This is a genomic window from Stenotrophomonas sp. GL_101 (assembly GCF_057835675.1).
Genome location: NZ_CM174432.1, coordinates 3,233,927 through 3,250,498, shown reverse-complemented (window position 1 = coordinate 3,250,498; position 16,572 = coordinate 3,233,927). Strand labels below are relative to the sequence as shown.

The 16,572-nt window shown below is 67.2% G+C and carries 21 protein-coding genes and 1 tRNA gene; 12 read left to right on the top strand and 10 right to left on the bottom strand.

Annotation, left to right across the window (positions count from 1 at the left end):
* Nucleotide 1 precedes the first annotated feature (1 nt).
* The 4 genes from pheT (at nt 2) to AC3IR9_RS14410 (ending at nt 3,190) form a co-directional block, all read left to right on the top strand.
* Nucleotides 2-2,383: a phenylalanine--tRNA ligase subunit beta gene (gene pheT / locus AC3IR9_RS14425; protein ID WP_489291482.1), complete on the top strand. Its 2,382-nt coding sequence runs from the start codon at nt 2-4 to the stop codon at nt 2,381-2,383.
* Nucleotides 2,384-2,409: 26 nt separating this feature from the next.
* Complete coding sequence (locus AC3IR9_RS14420; RefSeq protein WP_005410432.1) at nt 2,410-2,709, top strand: integration host factor subunit alpha; 300 nt, start codon at nt 2,410-2,412, stop codon at nt 2,707-2,709.
* A complete protein-coding gene (locus tag AC3IR9_RS14415; protein ID WP_068853353.1) occupies nt 2,690-3,046 on the top strand; it encodes a MerR family transcriptional regulator in 357 nt (118 codons plus the stop codon). The genes AC3IR9_RS14420 and AC3IR9_RS14415 overlap by 20 nt, the downstream gene beginning before the upstream one ends.
* A gap of 67 nt (nt 3,047-3,113) precedes the next feature.
* Nucleotides 3,114-3,190, top strand: a tRNA-Pro gene (locus tag AC3IR9_RS14410).
* 118 nt (nt 3,191-3,308) lie between these two features.
* Here the strand turns inward: AC3IR9_RS14410 and AC3IR9_RS14405 are convergent.
* Together AC3IR9_RS14405 and AC3IR9_RS14400 are read right to left on the bottom strand one after the other, a co-directional pair.
* The gene (locus AC3IR9_RS14405; protein WP_489291480.1) at nt 3,309-3,590 is read right to left on the bottom strand and encodes a sensor histidine kinase; all 282 of its coding nucleotides are present in this window, start codon (nt 3,588-3,590) and stop codon (nt 3,309-3,311) included.
* Nucleotides 3,514-4,503 (bottom strand): sensor histidine kinase, encoded by a 990-nt coding sequence (locus tag AC3IR9_RS14400; RefSeq protein ID WP_489291478.1) that lies wholly within the window; start codon nt 4,501-4,503, stop codon nt 3,514-3,516. Before AC3IR9_RS14400 ends, AC3IR9_RS14405 begins: the two co-directional genes overlap by 77 nt.
* A gap of 243 nt (nt 4,504-4,746) precedes the next feature.
* Between AC3IR9_RS14400 and panB the strand changes: the two genes are divergently transcribed.
* Complete coding sequence (gene panB, locus AC3IR9_RS14395) at nt 4,747-5,598, top strand: 3-methyl-2-oxobutanoate hydroxymethyltransferase (RefSeq protein WP_489291477.1); 852 nt, start codon at nt 4,747-4,749, stop codon at nt 5,596-5,598.
* A gap of 366 nt (nt 5,599-5,964) precedes the next feature.
* Here panB and AC3IR9_RS14390 read toward each other — a convergent pair whose 3' ends face one another.
* Nucleotides 5,965-6,462 carry a hypothetical protein gene (locus AC3IR9_RS14390; RefSeq protein ID WP_489291476.1) on the bottom strand — a complete coding sequence of 166 codons (498 nt, stop codon included), beginning with the start codon at nt 6,460-6,462 and terminating at the stop codon, nt 5,965-5,967.
* A gap of 193 nt (nt 6,463-6,655) precedes the next feature.
* Between AC3IR9_RS14390 and AC3IR9_RS14385 the strand changes: the two genes are divergently transcribed.
* Entirely contained in the window at nt 6,656-6,829 is a 174-nt protein-coding gene (locus tag AC3IR9_RS14385; protein ID WP_489291474.1) for a DUF1328 domain-containing protein, read from the top strand.
* 115 nt (nt 6,830-6,944) lie between these two features.
* On the opposite strand, the gene AC3IR9_RS14380 is transcribed toward AC3IR9_RS14385, so the two are convergent.
* The 4 genes from AC3IR9_RS14380 to AC3IR9_RS14365 form a co-directional block, all read right to left on the bottom strand.
* The gene (locus tag AC3IR9_RS14380; RefSeq protein ID WP_489291473.1) at nt 6,945-7,718 is read right to left on the bottom strand and encodes a transporter; all 774 of its coding nucleotides are present in this window, start codon (nt 7,716-7,718) and stop codon (nt 6,945-6,947) included.
* Nucleotides 7,719-7,819: 101 nt separating this feature from the next.
* Nucleotides 7,820-8,125, bottom strand: a complete 306-nt coding sequence (locus AC3IR9_RS14375; RefSeq protein WP_489291471.1) for a hypothetical protein — start codon at nt 8,123-8,125, stop codon at nt 7,820-7,822.
* A 126-nt stretch (nt 8,126-8,251) separates the two neighbouring features.
* Nucleotides 8,252-8,485 (bottom strand): hypothetical protein, encoded by a 234-nt coding sequence (locus AC3IR9_RS14370; protein ID WP_489291469.1) that lies wholly within the window; start codon nt 8,483-8,485, stop codon nt 8,252-8,254.
* Nucleotides 8,486-8,487: 2 nt separating this feature from the next.
* A complete protein-coding gene (locus tag AC3IR9_RS14365; protein WP_489291468.1) occupies nt 8,488-9,312 on the bottom strand; it encodes a MipA/OmpV family protein in 825 nt (274 codons plus the stop codon).
* A 112-nt stretch (nt 9,313-9,424) separates the two neighbouring features.
* On the opposite strand from AC3IR9_RS14365, the gene AC3IR9_RS14360 reads away from it, so the two are divergent.
* From AC3IR9_RS14360 to AC3IR9_RS14350, 3 genes are all read left to right on the top strand, one after another.
* Nucleotides 9,425-10,099: a response regulator transcription factor gene (locus AC3IR9_RS14360; RefSeq protein WP_489291466.1), complete on the top strand. Its 675-nt coding sequence runs from the start codon at nt 9,425-9,427 to the stop codon at nt 10,097-10,099.
* Entirely contained in the window at nt 10,096-11,436 is a 1,341-nt protein-coding gene (locus tag AC3IR9_RS14355; RefSeq protein ID WP_489291465.1) for a sensor histidine kinase, read from the top strand. The genes AC3IR9_RS14360 and AC3IR9_RS14355 overlap by 4 nt, the downstream gene beginning before the upstream one ends.
* An 83-nt stretch (nt 11,437-11,519) precedes the next feature.
* The gene (locus tag AC3IR9_RS14350; protein ID WP_489291464.1) at nt 11,520-11,810 is read left to right on the top strand and encodes a hypothetical protein; all 291 of its coding nucleotides are present in this window, start codon (nt 11,520-11,522) and stop codon (nt 11,808-11,810) included.
* Nucleotides 11,811-11,815: 5 nt separating this feature from the next.
* Here AC3IR9_RS14350 and AC3IR9_RS14345 read toward each other — a convergent pair whose 3' ends face one another.
* Nucleotides 11,816-12,088, bottom strand: coding sequence for a peptidase (locus AC3IR9_RS14345; protein WP_489291463.1), 273 nt, complete (start codon nt 12,086-12,088; stop codon nt 11,816-11,818).
* Nucleotides 12,089-12,334: 246 nt separating this feature from the next.
* Between AC3IR9_RS14345 and AC3IR9_RS14340 the strand changes: the two genes are divergently transcribed.
* From AC3IR9_RS14340 to AC3IR9_RS14330, 3 genes are all read left to right on the top strand, one after another.
* Nucleotides 12,335-12,538, top strand: coding sequence for a hypothetical protein (locus AC3IR9_RS14340; protein WP_489291461.1), 204 nt, complete (start codon nt 12,335-12,337; stop codon nt 12,536-12,538).
* Nucleotides 12,539-12,727: 189 nt separating this feature from the next.
* Complete coding sequence (locus AC3IR9_RS14335) at nt 12,728-13,261, top strand: DUF3011 domain-containing protein (protein WP_489291459.1); 534 nt, start codon at nt 12,728-12,730, stop codon at nt 13,259-13,261.
* A 175-nt stretch (nt 13,262-13,436) separates the two neighbouring features.
* A complete protein-coding gene (locus AC3IR9_RS14330) occupies nt 13,437-13,640 on the top strand; it encodes a hypothetical protein (protein WP_489291457.1) in 204 nt (67 codons plus the stop codon).
* A gap of 33 nt (nt 13,641-13,673) precedes the next feature.
* On the opposite strand, the gene dxs is transcribed toward AC3IR9_RS14330, so the two are convergent.
* The gene (dxs, locus tag AC3IR9_RS14325) at nt 13,674-15,584 is read right to left on the bottom strand and encodes a 1-deoxy-D-xylulose-5-phosphate synthase (RefSeq protein WP_489291455.1); all 1,911 of its coding nucleotides are present in this window, start codon (nt 15,582-15,584) and stop codon (nt 13,674-13,676) included.
* A gap of 112 nt (nt 15,585-15,696) precedes the next feature.
* Nucleotides 15,697-16,356, bottom strand: a complete 660-nt coding sequence (locus tag AC3IR9_RS14320) for an HNH endonuclease (protein WP_489291453.1) — start codon at nt 16,354-16,356, stop codon at nt 15,697-15,699.
* Between the last annotated feature and the right edge of the window lie 216 nt (nt 16,357-16,572).

Genomic DNA, 16,572 nt, shown 5'->3' with positions numbered 1-16,572 from the left:
GATGAAATTCTCTGAAAACTGGCTGCGCAGCCACGTCCCGACCGCGGTTTCCCGCGATGAACTCAGTGCGGTGCTGACCGCGATCGGCCTGGAGGTCGAAGAGGTCACCGCGCTGGGCGGTGGGCTCGACCACGTGGTGGTGGCGCGGATCGTCTCGGCGCAGCGCCATCCCGAAGCCGACCGCCTGCAGATCTGCCAGGTCGATGCCGGGCAGGGCGAGCATCTGCAGATCGTCTGTGGCGCGCCCAATGCCCGCCCGGGCCTGGTCGCACCGCTGGCACTGGTCGGCGCGCAGATCGGCGAGCTGAAGATCAAGCCGGCCAAGCTGCGCGGCGTGGAGTCCAACGGCATGCTGTGCTCGGCCAGGGAACTGGGCCTGGACAGCGATGCGTCGGGCCTGTTCGAGCTGCCCGATGACGCGCCGGTCGGCCAGTCGCTGGTCGAGTACCTGGGGCTGCCCGATGCCAGCATCGAGATCAAGCTCACCCCCAACCGCGCCGATTGTTTCAGCCTGCGCGGCATCGCCTTCGACGTGGCCGCCGCGTGCGCCAGCGAAGTGGTGCCGTTCAATGCCGCACCGGTTGCCGCCGTAGGCACCCGCGAGCTGACCATCGCACTGGCCGCCGGTGCCGAGGCGCCGCGTTACCTCGGCCGCGTCATCGACGGCGTCAACCCGCGTGCCGCCACCCCGTTGTGGATGGCCGAGCGCCTGCGCCGCAGCGGCGTGCGCCCGGTGTCGCTGCTGGTGGACATCACCCAGTACGTGATGCTGGAGCTGGGCCAGCCGATGCACGCCTACGACCTGGGCAGCCTGCAGGGCAGCATCGGTGTGCGTCGTTCGCGCGCCGGGGAATCGCTCAAGCTGCTCGACGGCCGCGACGCCGCGCTGGATGACAGCTTCCTGGTGGTCACCGACGCCGACCGTCCGGTCGGCCTGGCCGGCCTGATGGGCGGGTTCGACAGCCGCGTCACCGACGCCACCACGGCGGTGTTCCTGGAAGCGGCGCACTTCGCGCCCGCCGCGATCATGGGGCGCGGGCGCAAGCTGGGCCTGCATACCGATGCCGGCCACCGCTTCGAGCGCGGCGTCGACCCGGCATTGCCGCGCACCGCGATCGAGTATGCCACCCGGCTGGTGCTGGACCTGGCCGGCGGCACCCCCGCGCCGGTCACCGAGGCCGTGCGCGAGACCGACCTGCCGGCGACGGCCACCATCACGCTGCGCCGCGCGCGCATCCGCCGCGTGCTCGGCGTGCAGATTGCCGATGCCGACGTCGAGCGCATCCTGCGCGCGCTGGGCATGGACGTGGCCGCCACCGCCGAGGGCTGGCAGGTGACCGCGCCGAGCCGCCGCTTCGACATCGCCATCGAAGAAGACCTGATCGAAGAACTGGCCCGTATCCACGGTTACGAGCGGATTCCGACCACGCTGCCGGGCGGTGCCTCGCGCATCGCCATGCCCAGCGAAACCCGCCTGGACGACCTCAGCGTGCGCCGCCAGCTGGTCGCCCGCGACCTGCAGGAAACCATCAACTACGCCTTCGTCGATGCCGGCCTGCTGGGCCAGTGGCAGCTGCACGAGGACGTGGTGGCGCTGGCCAACCCGCTGTCGGCCGAACTGGCGGTGATGCGCCCGTCGCTGCTGCCGGGGCTGGTGGCTACGTTGGGCCGCAATGCCGCGCGCCAGCTGGGCCGGGTGCGCCTGTTTGAACTGGGCCGGGTGTTCCATCCGCAGGCCGGTGATGGCCAACCCGCGCCGCTGGAAACCCAGCGCGTGGCCGCCGCCGTGTGTGGGGATGCCGACCCGCAGCAGTGGGGCCTGGCCACCCGCAAGGTCGATTTCCACGATCTCAAGGGCGACCTGGAGTCGCTGGCCGCCGCCGCTGGCGCGGTGCTGGAGTTCCAGCCGTCGCAGCGTCCGCACGGGCATCCGGTGCGCTCGGCCGAGGTGCTGCGCGACGGCGTCGGCGTGGGCTGGATCGGCCAGATCCACCCGCGCCTGGCCAAGGCCATGGACATCGATGTGGACGTGTTCGCCTTCGAGCTGGACCTCGCCCCGCTGGCGGCCCGCCCGTTGCCGCGTGCCCACGAGCTGTCGCGTTTCCCGTCGGTGCGCCGCGATCTGGCCTTCCTGGTCCCGCAGGCCGCTGCCTGGGCCGACCTGGAGGCGACCCTGCGGCGCGCGGTCGGCCCGCTGCTGCGCCAGGTCACCCTGTTCGACCGGTATGTGGGCCAGGGGGTCGAGCCGGGCTTCAAGAGTCTCGCTATGGGCTTGATTTTGCAGGACAAGTCGCGCACTCTGACGGACCGCGACGTGGATACGGTAGTGGCCGAGGCGGTCTCTGCCATGGAGCGTGAACACCACGCTCGGATCCGCGGTTGAGCGGGAAGCATGGGGGATAGCAGGCGATGGCATTGACCAAGGCTGAGATGGCCGAAAAGCTGTTCGACGAAGTTGGTCTGAACAAGCGCGAAGCCAAGGAATTTGTCGACGCGTTCTTCGATGTGTTGCGAGAGGCATTGGAACAGGGACGTCAGGTGAAGCTGTCGGGCTTTGGCAATTTCGACCTGCGGCGCAAGAACCAGCGCCCGGGCCGCAATCCCAAGACCGGCGAGGAAATTCCGATTTCCGCCCGTACGGTGGTCACCTTCCGTCCGGGCCAGAAGCTCAAGGAAAGGGTGGAGGCATATGCTGGATCCGGGCAGTAACCGCGAACTTCCGCCGATACCGGCCAAGCGCTACTTCACCATCGGTGAGGTCAGCGAACTGTGCGACGTCAAGCCGCACGTGCTGCGCTATTGGGAAACCGAGTTTCCCAGCCTGGAACCGGCCAAGCGCCGCGGCAATCGCCGTTACTACCAGCGCCACGACGTGCTGATGGTGCGGCAGATCCGCGGCCTACTGTATGAGCAGGGCTACACCATCGGCGGCGCGCGCCTGCGCCTGGAAGGTGCCGGTGCACGCGATGAGTCGGCGTTGAGCAACCAGATCATCAAGCAGACGCGGATGGAACTGGAAGAAGTGCTGCAATTGCTCCGTCGCTGAACCATTGTGCGTATAAAACCGTTATACTCGTCGGCCCGCTGAGAGGCGGGGACATTGCCAGCAACATCGGGGCGTAGCGCAGCCTGGTAGCGCATCTGCCTGGGGGGCAGAGGGTCGTCGGTTCAAATCCGGCCGTCCCGACCATTGTTGGTAAATCGATCAAGGGCTTGTGCAGCGATGCGCAGGCCCTTTTTCATTTTCCGGCGTCACTGATGTGGGCCAGGTAACGCACACGATGTGTACGCCGTCGTGGCCGCATGATTCAAAGACGCAGCGTGAACACCGTCCCGCGCCGCGCATCACTGCTCGCCACCAGCGTGCCGCCGTGGGCCTTGGCAATCTGCGAGGCGATGTACAGCCCCAGACCCAGCCCGGAGTCGAGGTGCCGCTCGGGCGCGCGGACGAACGGCTCGAACAAGCCGGTCATCGACTCGGGCGGGATGATTCCTTCGTTGGATACCGACAATTCAATGCCGTCGGCGGTCGCGTGACCGGTGACCTGGATCGCTTTGTCCGGCGTGCCGTGGATGGCCGCGTTGATCACCAGGTTGCCCACCAACTGGCAGAGCCGGGCGCCGTCGCAGCGATACACCTGCGGCAGCGTGACGTTCGATCTCCAACGGGCGACCGGGATAGGGCGCCACCGCCTCGCGGCAGGCCGCCGCCAGGGTGCTGCCCAGGTCAGCCCACGGTTCCAGGCGCAGTGCGATGCCGGACCCGAGCCGCCCGCGCGCGAAGTCCAGGGTCACATCAATCAGCTCGGCGATGCGCGCCACGCTGCTTTCCACGTGCCCGACCAGATTTTTCTGTACTGCGGTCAGCGAGCCCAATGACAACAGGTCGGCCGATACAGCGATGGCCTGCAGCGGGTTTCGCAGGTCGTGGGCGAGCACGGCAATGAATTCTTCGCGCTGCTTGCCCACCAGCCGCAGGTCGACCAGCGCCTGTTCGGAGTCGGCCAGTTGTCCCTGCGTGGCATCGTTGCTTTTCCGCGCAGCGGCGCTGGCATCGAGATCCTGGGTGTGGACCCGCGCGGCGTCGATCTGCGCGGCCACCAGGCGCGCCAGCGTCTCCACCGACTGCACCATGTCCAGTGTCACATCGCGCGGTGCCGGGTCCAGCGTGCACAGGGTTCCGTACACCGCGCCGTCGGCCAGCACCAGCGGCACCGAAATGTAGCTGCGGAAACCGTAGCGTGGCGGGATCGGGCTGTTCTTGAAGGCAAGGTGCTGTTCGCAGTCGCCGAACCACACCGGCGCGCGGGTGGTACGCACATCGCGGCAGAAGGTGAGGTTGATATCCAGTTCCAGGCCGGTGGTGATGCCCAGACCGGCACGGTCGATGGCCTGGATCGCCCACCAGCGGGATTGGCTGACCTCGCTGATCAGTGCAACCGACATGCCGGTGAGGGCGCAGGCCAGGTCCAGCGAAGGGCGGAAATTGGTTCTGGAGAGCATCGCGGGTATGCAGCCAACCTGCCGGGAAGTGTCCCATCACCGAGTATATCGGAGGGGTATGCGACCGGCTCCGGGCGATTCTGGATATCGGCCTGCACGTGTGAATCATTCATCGCTGGCCGGGTGTGGGATACGTCCCTGTCCATTGCCTTGCACCGCGGTACTTCGTAAGGTCCGCTGCGCGCGATTGGATCCGACAATGCTGCCGCGCTTCAGTGCTTACCCACCCCAAGAGTTTTTCCCATGTACGAACAACCGCCTCCTTACGCCAACCCGACCAGCGCGCTTGCGCAGGCCAGGCGAGTCCGCATCCCGCACCTGCAGCAGATGAAGGAACGCGGCGAAAAATGGGCGATGCTGACCGCCTACGACATGTATACCGCCGCGATCTTTGAAGATGCCGGCATTCCGGTGCTGCTGATCGGCGATTCGGCGTCCAACAACGTGTTCGGCAACGACAGCCTGCTGCCGGTGACCGTGGATGAGCTGATGCCGCTGGTGCGCGCGGTGAGCCGCTGCACGCGACGTCCCTTGGTGATCGCCGACCTGCCGTTTGGTTCCTACCAGGGGTCACCGGAGCAGTGCTTCCACACCGCGGTGCGTTTCATGAAGGAAGGTGGCGCGCATGCGGTGAAACTGGAAGGCGGTATCGAAATGGTGCCGCAGGTGCGCAAGCTGGTCAGTTCCGGCATACCGGTGATGGCGCATATCGGATTCACCCCGCAATCGGAGCATCAGCTGGGGGGCTACCGCGTGCAGGGGCGGGGCGAGGGTGGCGCACGCCTGGTCGAGGCGGCCCGTGCGCTGGAAGCGGCCGGTGCCTTCGCGGTGTTGATTGAAATGGTGCCGGCCGATGTCGCCGCGCAGATCACCGCAGCGGTGTCGGTGCCTACCGTGGGTATCGGTGCGGGCAGCGACTGCGATGCACAGGTGCTGGTCTGGCAGGACATGGCGGGTTTGCGCACGGGGCCGTTGCCGCGCTTCGTCAAGCAGTACGCAGACATGCACGGGCTGCTGCACGGCGCCGCGCGCGCGTTTGCCGCCGATGTCGAGGCCGGTGTCTTCCCCGCAGCGGAACATGCGTTCCCGTCGTGAGGGATGACGCGGGGTAGTGCTGCGCGTTGCCGGCCGTCCTAGCCGAGCGCGCGCACTACTTCTTCGATCAGCACCACGTAGCAGGCGACGAAATAGACCTTCAGCAGGGACGGATGTTGCTTGGTGAGAAGCGCGCGCATGGGCGTGGGCTGGCTGGAGGGACGTCCTGATTGTGACGGACGTGTGAATTTGAGGCAATCGTCACAAATTAAATGCGCTCAGGGAGATCAAGAGCGGACCGTAGGTCGCCGACTTGCCCTGGAAACCTTTGTGGGACAGTCGATTTGGCCGCCTTGGGCGATCGCGCGGCGATCGCCCAAGGCGATACTGCTCTTGCGAACATCAAGCCAAGGACGGGCAACAGGCCTACTGCGGCAAGGTCCAGCGCCCCAGGCGGCGCAGCAGCACGGCCAGCAGCGCCAGCGGGAGCACGATGGGCCATTGCCGCAGGAACAGCGCGCCGGTGACCTCGGCCGCGGTCCAGGTGTTGCCGAATACCTGGGGATCCGGCGGCCCCAGCCGGATCGCGACGAGGGCCGCGACGGCGAACAGCAGGTCCTGCCGTCCCGACGCGTGGCGCACCGCGCTCAACCTGCGCAGCAGCCACCAGACCGGCATCACCGCGATACCGGCCAACAATGCATGCACCAGCATGTCGCCACGCTCGTAGTCGTAGGCAATCCACGGCCAGGTCCACCCCAGCTGATCGCTGACGATGCGCGCGGTGATCAAGCCGCCGGCAGCGAAGGCTGCAAGGCAAAGCAGGACCAGGTCGATGGCCGCCTGCAGCAGGGGATGCGATGTCGCCGGCGAAGAGGCCGGCGTGGACGGAGCGGGCATGTAGGCGTGGTGCGTGGAGGGCATCCATCTCAACAGATGCGCGGGCGCGTGTCGCCTGGGCATCGCCAACAATGAGGTGCGTGTCCACCCCGCAGCGGGGTGGGCATGATCAGGACGTGGGGTTTCACGCGGTTCCCGCAGGGCGTTCACGAGTGCAGCACGCGCACGTCGCTAGCTTGAAGCCCTGTCAATCAACCCGGTAGGGGAAAGGATAAACATGATCAAGTGGGCCATCATTTTCGCGGTCATCGGCCTGATTGCCGGTGCGCTCGGCTTTGCCGGCATCGGCGGCGCGGCGATCGGCGTGGCGAAGTTCCTGTTCTGGGCCGGCATCATCATCGCGGTGGTGTTGTTCCTGCTGGGCATGACCGTTGCCAAGAAAGTGACCTGAGCGCAGCGACCTGTTCGCCGCGCCACCCACGGGCCTGTGCAGCGATGCACGGGCCCGTCGCGTTGCAGGCACGTCAACCTACTGGAGGCGCGCGGCGCACGCCGTGCTGCCGCCGCTACTGGAAGAAGAACGACACGCCCAGCCCGGCCTGCAGGTCAGGGCTGTCGTCATCCAGGCCGATATCGAATGACGCATCCAGCTGCACGGTGCGTGCCGCCATCCAGGTAAGGCCTGCGCCGGCAATCGCGGTCGATGGCTCGCCATCGGTGCGGGTGAAGCCGGCTTCGATGAAGGCGGCAACGGTGTCGGTCAGGGCCACGCTGACACTGGGTGACCACTCGAACGCGTTGGCGCCTGCACCGCCGGTGGCGTTGGCGTACAGCGCGCCGCTCCAGCGGTCGTTGAAGCTGTACTCGTAGCTGGCGCCCAGCGCGTACTGGGTGCCGCCCGCGCTGAAGTCGCTTGAACCGGTGTCGAAGCTGCTGCTGGCCAGCAGTGCCACGGCGTGCTTGTCCGAGGCAATCGGCAATGCCACCTTCAGCGCCAGGCCGCTGTCGCCTGCGCCCTGCTGCGTGCGGCGCGGGCTGCCGTCGCGGGGAGTGATGCGCAGGCGGTTCCAGGGCGTGCTGAAGGCCTGCAGCTCGACGTAGCGGCCCAGCCCGATGCGCAGGTTGAGGTCGGTGCTGTACTGGGTGGCGAGCGTGCCATCGCCATCGCGGTCGCGTTCCAGGCTGGGCAGGCCCAGCTCCAGCGCGACGCTGCCACGCGGCAGCGTGGACGCTGAGAAGCCGATACCGGGGCGATCAAAAGCAGGCACCTCGCCGCTGGCCTCCTCGGCGAGGGCGGGCGCGGCAGACAGCAGCAGGACAAGGGTGGCAGGCAGACGCATCGCAGTCTCCACGGAAACGATGAGCAGCTTCGTGGAGGGCGCGGCAACGTGCCGTGAGGAACCCGTGCGGTGAAGCGCCTGCGCCGTCCCGTCCCGTCCCGTTACGATGCGGGCCGGGTCAGGGCCAGCAGGCCGTCGAGAAGGCGGTTGGCGCGCGGTCGGCCATCGGTGTCGATCGGGTCGGCCAGCGACTGCAGCCAGAAGCCGTGCGCGGCGCGGCGGGCGGCGGTCAGGCAGGGGTCCTTGCCTTCGCCGGGATGCAGGAGCAGCTGTGCCTGGATCCAGGTTTTGAGCGCTTGCGCGATCTCGGGATCGGGACGGCCGCGCGCTGCACCGTCGGCGGGGTCATGCGGTGCCAGGCAGGCCTGGAAGAGGGCGGTGACGTAGGCACGCGAAAAAGCGGCCATGGCCCATCGGGTCCTGTGCGATCAATACCTGCACGGCGTGATCGAAGTCGGCCAGGGTGTCTGCGCGTGGATCATCGGCCTGTTCGGCCATGCTGGTCAGTGGAAAGGGTCGGCTCATGCGGGCTCTCAATGCAGGGCGCTGGCCCGGGGCAGCTGCGATGGCGGGTCGCCGTGCTGCGCCAGGAGCGTGTTCAACAACGCGATCACCTGCTCCCCTTCGCCATTGCAGGCCAGCTCGAAGGGGGTCTGGCCGCCCAAGGCGGCCAGCGGGGTGTGCAGAATCCATTCCAGTACGAGATGTCGGTCCGGCTCGATCTTCAGGGCCAACGTCGCGACACGCCGTACGATTCCCTGGCGCATGCTTAGAATCCGTAGCTGAGGGACAAGGCAGCGGAGTCCATGTGGTCTCCGACGGTCATCGGGCTGTCCTTGACCGCGTCGGACAGCAGGGTGCGGCGCAGCGAGGCGGCGGCGGTCCAGCGTGGGCCGAGCGGCATCACTACCGCCAGGTCGATGTAGGGCGCCACGCCACTGCCGGCGCGGTAGCCGGCCAGGCCGCTGCGGCCGGCTTCGCTGTCGCTGACGCCAAAGTAATAGTCGTTGAGCGCGCTGCTGGCATAGCTCACGCCCACCCCGGGCACCAGGGTGACCCGGCCGGTCGGCAGCGGGTAGGCGTACTTGGCATCGGCGGCGATGCCGTTGCCGTGCCCGCTCACTTCGGCCTGCACGTTGGCCTGCAGCAGGCCCCACGGCGCGTTGTGGCGCACGGCCACGCCGGCCATCGCCGAGAAGTTGCGGTTGGACAGCTGGCGCAGGCGCAGGTCATCGCTGTCGTTGTGCTTGAACCGCATCATGTAGGGCGATGCCATGACCGACAGTTCGGTGCTGCCGGTATTGATCAGCTTGTAGCCGACGTTGCCGCCACGGAAGTAGAACGACTTGCCCTCATAGCTGATGATCGGCGCGCCGAGCGTGTCGGTGTCGTAGCCGGCATAGGGCGATTTGAGCGCAACCACGGCCAGCCCGAGGCTGCTGCGCGGCTTGGTCGCGGCGCTTTCAGCGCTGTCGGCGGCCAGTGCGTTGCCGGTGGCAAGCAGCGCGGCGATGGCCAGGCCGAATGCGGCCGGGGTCGCCCGCAGGCGCTGCGGGGCAAAAAAGAGGGGGCTGGAACTGGAACGGACGCGCATTTACCTACCACACAAGAAAAGCCAGTAACGCATCGTGCCCGGCCTACATTGTCGGAACGTTGCGTCGGGCCGCGCGGTACCATCGGCAGCCGTCGCCCCCGTGCCCACGCCCATGCGCCTGCTGTTGCTCGAAGATGATCCGGAACTGGCCAGTGCCATCCAGGCCAGCCTGGGCCGGCATGGCATGGTGGTGGACATGGTGGCGAGCATGGGCCAGGCGGCCGAGGCGCTCAAAGCCGGCGTCCACCAGATCCTGCTGCTGGACCGGCAGTTGCCCGATGGCGACGGTGCCGATTTCGTACGCACCGCGCGCAGCCTGGTGCCCAACCTGCCGGTGATCATGCTCACCGCGCGTGACTCGGTGGCCGATCGGGTGGTGGGATTGGACGTGGGCGCCGACGACTACCTGACCAAGCCGTTCGCGGTGGAAGAACTGCTGGCGCGGATCCGCGCGATTTCGCGGCGGCCCTCGCAGATCGCGCTGCCGGTGCTGCAACTGGGCCGGCTGCAGTTCGATTTCGTCGCCCGTCAAGCCAGCGTGGAAGGGCTACTGCTGGCCTTGCCGCGGCGCCAGCTGCTGGTGCTGGAGGCGCTGGCGGTGCGCCAGGGACGCACCGTGGCCCGCACCGCGTTGCTGGAGGCGGTGTATGGATTCGACGATGCGATCCAGTCCAATGCGCTGGATGCGCATGTGTCCAAACTGCGCAAGGCGCTGGCCGAAGCCGATGCGCGGGTGGAAATCCATGTCATGCGTGGGATCGGCTACCTGTTGAAGGAGGTCGCATGAGGTTCCTCAAACCGGGGTCGCTGTCGTTCAGCCTGGTGTGGAAGATCTCGCTGATCCAGATCACCATGGTCGCCGTTGGCCTGATCGGCATGGTGCTCATGTACGGCGACCGTGGCGCGGCCTACATCGACTGGCGAACCAGCGAGTCGATCGCCAAGGCGATCAGCATCGATGTCGACGGCCTCACGGTGGACTGGGCGGCGATCGATGCCGCCGCGCCGGACCGGCCGGCCACGTTCTGGTTCGTGGCGGTCGACGAACAGGGCCACCGGGTCAGCCACGGGACGGTGCCGGAGACCTACCGGCCACTGGTAACCCAACTGCAGCACATCGAATCGACCGATGTGCGCACCCGGACCCGTGGCGTGGAGCTGGCGCTGCGGGTGTGGGTCAGCGACCTGCCCGAGGGGCGCGTCCACGTGATGGTGGGCGGGATTCCCTCGCGTGGACTGTGGCGGCAGATACTGGTGATCATGGGCTACCTCGGTGGTTGGATCACGCTGCCGCTGATCGTGATCACCCTGGTGGTGGCGCCATGGGCGATCCATCGTTCGTTGCGCGGGGTGAAGCGCGTGGCCGCGCAGGCCGCGGCGATCCAGATCAACGAGCGCGGCGGCGGCCTGGATACCCATGCGGTGCCGCAGGAGATATTCCCGCTGGTGGATGCCTTCAACGCGGCGGTCCGCCGCATCGGTGAGAGCTACGATGCACAGGACCGCTTCCTGGTCGGTGCGGCGCACGAACTGCGCATGCCGATCGCGATCCTGGCCACCCGCATCGACGACCTGCCGGCCGGGCCGACGCGCTCGCGACTGCGGCGTGACCTGAGCCGGCTCGGCAACATCGCCGAGCAGCTGCTGGACCTGCAGCGGCTGGATCACCACCGCAGCCAGTCGCAGCGCATCGACCTGGCCGCACTCACCCGCGAGGTGGCCGCCGACGTGGCGCCGCTGGTGCTGGATGCGGGCTATGAATTTTCCGTCGATGCACCGGAGGCGCCGGTATGGGTGCGAGGCGATCCGCATGCACTGCACCGGGTGGTGGCCAGTCTGCTGCAGAACGCGATCGCCCACGGCGGTGACCGCGGCACGATCGCGGTGGCGTTGCAGCCGGACGGGCTACTGGCCGTCACCGACGAGGGCTCGGGCGTACCGGAACAGGAACGACAGGCGATTTTTGAACCGTTCCATCGGCTGCGGCCCAGTGGCAGCGGTAGTGGCCTGGGCCTATATCTGGCGCGCGAGATCATGCTGCGCCACGGCGGCAGCATCGCCGCGGAAAGCGCAGTGGGGGGCGGGGCGCGGTTCGTGGTGATGGTGCCGGTGGACCGCGATTGACCTTTGACCATGACCTCTGGCAGGTGAAGCCGGCCGGCGGTCATGGGACAACGCTGCAGTCCCCCTCAGCCCTGCAGGTGCTCATGAACATCCGTCGTCTATTGCCGGTTCTCGCCCTGTCCGGGCTGGTCCTGTTGCCGCTTTCCGGCTGCGCCACCTACGACGACCGCGCCACCCATGCGCGCTGCGAGGAGCCGGCCTGGGTCAAGGACCTGCCGCCGGAAGCGGCCAGGCGCGAGAGCCGTTGCCAGGACAAAGTAGAAGTCTGGAACAGCGAAGGGCGTGACAAGGACAAAGTAGAAGTCTGGAACAGCGAAGGGCGTGACAAGGACAGCAAGCCGTTGGATTTTGGCGGCAAGAACAAGGACAACTGAGCCGGTCAGCGCGGGGAGGTAGCCGCCGGTGCCGGTGCGGCGGGCGGCACCTTGCACCAGGCATCGTAAGCGGCGCCGGTGTTGTCGAATTTCTGTGCGGCCGCCAGTTCCCACGGACGCTCGCACTGCTGGGTACGGGCGCACCAGCTGTAGCCGGCCGAGCCGATGCAGCCATGCACGTCGCGATCACTCCCCGGCATCGGGCCGGGGGTCGCCACCGGGCTGCTGCAGGCGGCCAGCGCGCTGATCAGTATCGTCGCAGGAATCCATCGGGTCATCGCCAGTACTCCGCTGAAAGTGGGGCCAGCCTACCCGGGCCGGGCGGCAAGAACGGGTGAGGCTGGCAGTGGGCAGCGGGGACGGCGCGGCTAAGACCGGCGCTGCGGCTGATCGCTTGGCGCCATCAGGAATTGCCTCAATGGACGGTCAGTTGCAGGCCAATTTCAGACTAATCCGATATCGCTGCGTCAACGCGGGTCGTATCGTGCTGGCCGAGGGACCGGTTCCCCGCAGGAGCGAACAGCATGATGATCAAGGTGCAATGCCAGGACCGCCGTTGGCGCGTCATCGATCCCACCCGCCCGGAGCCGATCGCCTTTGCGAGCGGCGCGGTGGCCTTCGATTACGCCGACACGCGCGCGCGCGAACACCATGCCCGGACCGGTGACGCCAGCGCGGTGCGGGTGGAGTCGCCCGGTGCCTACGTCGATGCAGCGCATTACGGCTGAGTCGATGGTGTGCGGCGATCCACTTCGGAGCGCTTGTGACCTGCAGGCCAGCACCTCAGTCAGGTGCCCGTCGGGAACCTAAATAGGGCATGAAATCAGCGACTTTCGGCCTATGTCGCGTTCGGTTGCTTTGCCACATCCTGTGCGCCACCACCACACAGGTTCGAGGCAGGCATGAGGAGCAACGGGATGAGGCACGGAAGGCAGAAGTGGCTGTGGGCGCTGTTGCCGTCGATGCTGGTGCTGGGCGCCACCGCGCAGGCGCAGCAGTATGACCGCCGCTACGACGATGGCGGCGGCAGTGGTCCGGTGCGCTGTGAGTCGATCAAGAACCGTACCCAGCAATGCCCGCTGCAGGGCCGTGCGCGATTGGTGCGGCAGATTTCCGGCTCGCCGTGCGTGGAGGGCGAAACCTGGGGCCAGGCCCGCAATGGGGTGTGGGTGACCCAGGGCTGCCGTGCCGAGTTCGTCGCCGAGCGGGGCCGTCCCGGTGGCGGCTGGGGAGGCAACAATGGAGGTGGCTGGGGCGGCGGGCGCGGCCAGGTGATCAGCTGCGATTCCAACGATCATCGCCTGCGCCGTTGCAATGTCAGCATCCGCCGCGATGCGCGGCTGGTCCGCCAGACCTCGCGTACCGCCTGCGTCGAAGGCCGCAGCTGGGGCTGGGACCGTGACGGGGTGTGGGTGAACGGCGGTTGCCGGGGTGAATTCCAGGTCAATTGACCCGGTCGCCCGCGCGGGCGTGATCTCAGAAAAATCTGATACAGGTCACAGTTTTAATCGGTTATTGTCCGGGGCAGGAAGCCCCCGGCTTCACCCTGCCGCCCCGCCACGCCGCGTTTCACTACGGCGCCTGGCGGGTGTCGGCCGGTATGCCGCCTCATGGAGTGAGCACCGCATGTTGATCCGCCTGCAACTCGAACACCGCCTGTGGCGGGTACTGCATCCTGACAAGCTGGAATCGTTCCGGTTCCACGACAGTGCCAAGGCATTCGATTTCGCCGATGCGCTGGCCCGTCTGCACCACGTCGAAACCGGTGGCCGCAGTTCGGTGCGGGTGGAAGCCCGGGGGGCGTCGGTGGAGGCGGTGCGCTACGGGTAGCACCGGGTAGCGCCCGGTGCTACCCGGGGTGGCTCAGCTTGCGGCACTCAGCGGATGGCCATCGTTGGCCAGCTGCGGCCAACGCTTCAGCACCGCCGCGCGGATGCCAACGGCATCGATGCCGGCTTCGCCCAGCAGGTCTTCGCGGCTGGCGTGGTGCTGGAAGCTGTCGGGCAGGCCCAGGTGCAGGAACGGTTTGAGCACCTGCTCGGCATTGAGCAGTTCGGCCACGCCCGAGCCGGCGCCACCGGCGACCACGTTGTCTTCGATGGTGACGAAGCCTTCGTGGGTGGCGGCCAGCTGCAGCAGCAGGGTGCGGTCGAGCGGCTTGATGAAGCGCATGTTGACCACGCTCAGGCCCAGTTCCCGGCCGACCGCCTCGGCGGCGGGCACGGTGCTGCCAAAGGCGAGCAGGGCAACCCGGCTGCCCTGGACGCGCAGCTCGGCCTTGCCGATCTCCAGCGTGGACAGGTCGGTGCCGGCGGCGATGCCGGTGCCACTGCCGCGCGGATAGCGCACCGCGGCCGGGCCGGCATGCTTCAGGCCGGTGCTCAGCATCTGCCGGCATTCGGCTTCATCGGCCGGGGCCATCACCACCAGGTGCGGCACGCAGCGCAGGAAGCTCAGGTCCAGGTTGCCGGCGTGGGTGGCACCGTCCGGGCCGACCACGCCGGCACGGTCGATCGCAAACAGCACGTCGAGCTTCTGTACCGCCACGTCGTGGACCAGCTGGTCATAGGCGCGCTGCAGGAACGTGGAATAGATCGCCACCACCGGCTTGGCACCCTGGGTGGCCATGCCCGCGGCCAGGGTCACCGCGTGCTGCTCGGCGATGGCCACGTCGAAATAGCGTTCCGGGTACTGCTTGCTGAAGCGCACCAGGCCGGAGCCTTCGCGCATCGCCGGGGTGATGCCCATCAGCCGGGGTTCGGCGGCGGCGGCATCGCACAACCAGTCGCCGAACACGTCGGTGTAGGTCGGCTTCTTGGCGCCGCCCTTGGCGATCAGGCCCTTGTCCGGGTCGAACGGCCCCACCGCGTGGTAGCCGATCTGGTCGCCTTCGGCACGCTCGTAACCCTTGCCCTTGGTGGTCATCACGTGCAGCAGCTTCGGGCCCTTCAGGCTCTTGAGCGTCTTCAGCGTGGCGATCAACGCCGGGAGGTCGTGGCCATCGATCGGGCCGGTGTAATGGAAGCCCATTTCCTCAAACAGCGTGGACGGCACGAACATGCCTTTCCAGTGTTCTTCCCAACGCTTGACGAAGCGGGCGGTGGGGTTGTTCTTCTTGTCGCCGAGGATTTTCTTGCCGCCCTCGCGCAGTGCATTGAGCGTGCTGCTGCCGGTGGCGCGGCCAAGCATCTTGGTCAGCCCGCCGACCGCTTCGGAGATCGACATGTTGTTGTCGTTGAGGATCACCAGCAGGTTCGGCTCGGGGTCCATGCCGCCGGCGTGGTTCATGGCCTCATAGGCCATGCCGGCGGTCATCGCGCCGTCGCCGATCACCGCCACCACCTTGCGATCATCACCCTCCAGCTGGCGCGCGATGGCCATGCCCAGCGCAGCGGAGATCGAGGTCGAGGAATGACCGACACCGAAGGTGTCGAAATCGCTTTCCTCGCGCTTGGGGAACGGCGCGACGCCGTCCTTCTGCTTGACCGTGTGGATCTCGTCGCGACGGCCGGTGAGGATCTTGTGCGGGTAGGTCTGGTGGCCCACGTCCCAGACCAGCTGGTCGACCGGGGTCTGGTACAGGTAGTGCAGGGCCACGGTCAGTTCGATCACGCCCAGCCCGGCACCGAAGTGGCCGCCACTCCTGCCCACCGACTCGATCAGGTAGGCACGCAGTTCATCCGCGATGGCGGGAAGTTCGGATTCTTCGAACCTGCGCAGGTCATCCGGTGACTGGATGCGCGACAGGCGGGGATAGCGGGCGGAGTCGATCATGTTTATCGCGCTTGTTCTGAGCGCCTATTTTCCCCCCCAAACGAGGGTGGGGCAAGCAAACCGCCTTTGCAGTGAGCAAACGGTGAGCACGGCTGCGACAGAACGTCGCAGGTCAGGCCGACAGTTTGGAGCGCTTGGGCAGCTGCGCCCGCAGGAACGCCATCTGGTCGGCGAGGATGTTGCGGTTGGACAGGATCATGTGTTCGATCCAGCTGGGCCGGTAGGGCACCGCCAGCAACGGCATGCTGGCCTGTTGCGGGGTGCGGTTGCTCTTGCGCGAGTTGCAGTGGAAGCAGGCACTCACCACGTTCTCCCAGATGTCCAGGCCGCCCTTGGAGATCGGCATGACGTGGTCGCGGGTGAGCTGCGGGCGGTTGAACTGCTGGCCGCAATACAGGCACAGGTGCGCATCGCGGGCGAACAGCGCCTGGTTGGACAGGTTCGGGGTGGGATCCAGTGCGCGCGAGCGGGCGTGGCCGCGGGCGGCGATGATCGGGTGCAGGTCCATGCCGCTCTGCAGGCCGGTCATGCGGCTGGTGCCGCCGTGGATGTGCAGGCACGGGTCGCCCAGGGTCCAGGCAACGGCATCGCGGGCATACAGGCAGGCCGCGTCCTGCCAGTTGATCCAGTCCAGCACGCGCCCGTGGGCGTCCAGGGACAGCAGACGGACACTGCCAGGCCGATACAGGGTAACGATCGGCGACAGCTCGGCGACCGGGGCGGACGAGGCTCCGGTATCGATCAGACCTAAGCGTGTAGTGTCTGTCTCCATCGGGAAAACAGCTTATACCGGATTCATGGCGAATTGGGTATCGCCGCCGGTGGCGATACCCAATTCGCCATGAATCCGGTCCGCGCATTCCACCTTATCCTCGCGCCGTTGGCGCGGCCCCTTGAACAACAAGGGGGCTCTCCTCCAGACACATCACAGGGAGTGCCGGCCGCCGGCCGGCAACCACGCACGCGATGCCGAAGATTCAGGGGTGCC

Bases quoted from the DNA above. Each gene is read 5' to 3' on its own strand.
- pheT (WP_489291482.1), top strand. From the start codon at position 2: ATGAAATTCTCTGAAAACTGGCTGCGCAGCCACGTCCCGACCGCGGTT.
- AC3IR9_RS14420 (WP_005410432.1), top strand. From the start codon at position 2,410: ATGGCATTGACCAAGGCTGAGATGGCCGAAAAGCTGTTCGACGAAGTT.
- AC3IR9_RS14415 (WP_068853353.1), top strand. From the start codon at position 2,690: ATGCTGGATCCGGGCAGTAACCGCGAACTTCCGCCGATACCGGCCAAG.
- AC3IR9_RS14400 (WP_489291478.1), bottom strand. From the start codon at position 4,503: ATGCTCTCCAGAACCAATTTCCGCCCTTCGCTGGACCTGGCCTGCGCC.
- panB (WP_489291477.1), top strand. From the start codon at position 4,747: ATGTACGAACAACCGCCTCCTTACGCCAACCCGACCAGCGCGCTTGCG.
- AC3IR9_RS14390 (WP_489291476.1), bottom strand. From the start codon at position 6,462: ATGCCCTCCACGCACCACGCCTACATGCCCGCTCCGTCCACGCCGGCC.
- AC3IR9_RS14385 (WP_489291474.1), top strand. From the start codon at position 6,656: ATGATCAAGTGGGCCATCATTTTCGCGGTCATCGGCCTGATTGCCGGT.
- AC3IR9_RS14380 (WP_489291473.1), bottom strand. From the start codon at position 7,718: ATGCGTCTGCCTGCCACCCTTGTCCTGCTGCTGTCTGCCGCGCCCGCC.
- AC3IR9_RS14375 (WP_489291471.1), bottom strand. From the start codon at position 8,125: ATGGCCGCTTTTTCGCGTGCCTACGTCACCGCCCTCTTCCAGGCCTGC.
- AC3IR9_RS14370 (WP_489291469.1), bottom strand. From the start codon at position 8,485: ATGCGCCAGGGAATCGTACGGCGTGTCGCGACGTTGGCCCTGAAGATC.
- AC3IR9_RS14365 (WP_489291468.1), bottom strand. From the start codon at position 9,312: ATGCGCGTCCGTTCCAGTTCCAGCCCCCTCTTTTTTGCCCCGCAGCGC.
- AC3IR9_RS14360 (WP_489291466.1), top strand. From the start codon at position 9,425: ATGCGCCTGCTGTTGCTCGAAGATGATCCGGAACTGGCCAGTGCCATC.
- AC3IR9_RS14355 (WP_489291465.1), top strand. From the start codon at position 10,096: ATGAGGTTCCTCAAACCGGGGTCGCTGTCGTTCAGCCTGGTGTGGAAG.
- AC3IR9_RS14350 (WP_489291464.1), top strand. From the start codon at position 11,520: ATGAACATCCGTCGTCTATTGCCGGTTCTCGCCCTGTCCGGGCTGGTC.
- AC3IR9_RS14345 (WP_489291463.1), bottom strand. From the start codon at position 12,088: ATGACCCGATGGATTCCTGCGACGATACTGATCAGCGCGCTGGCCGCC.
- AC3IR9_RS14340 (WP_489291461.1), top strand. From the start codon at position 12,335: ATGATGATCAAGGTGCAATGCCAGGACCGCCGTTGGCGCGTCATCGAT.
- AC3IR9_RS14335 (WP_489291459.1), top strand. From the start codon at position 12,728: ATGAGGCACGGAAGGCAGAAGTGGCTGTGGGCGCTGTTGCCGTCGATG.
- AC3IR9_RS14330 (WP_489291457.1), top strand. From the start codon at position 13,437: ATGTTGATCCGCCTGCAACTCGAACACCGCCTGTGGCGGGTACTGCAT.
- dxs (WP_489291455.1), bottom strand. From the start codon at position 15,584: ATGATCGACTCCGCCCGCTATCCCCGCCTGTCGCGCATCCAGTCACCG.
- AC3IR9_RS14320 (WP_489291453.1), bottom strand. From the start codon at position 16,356: ATGGAGACAGACACTACACGCTTAGGTCTGATCGATACCGGAGCCTCG.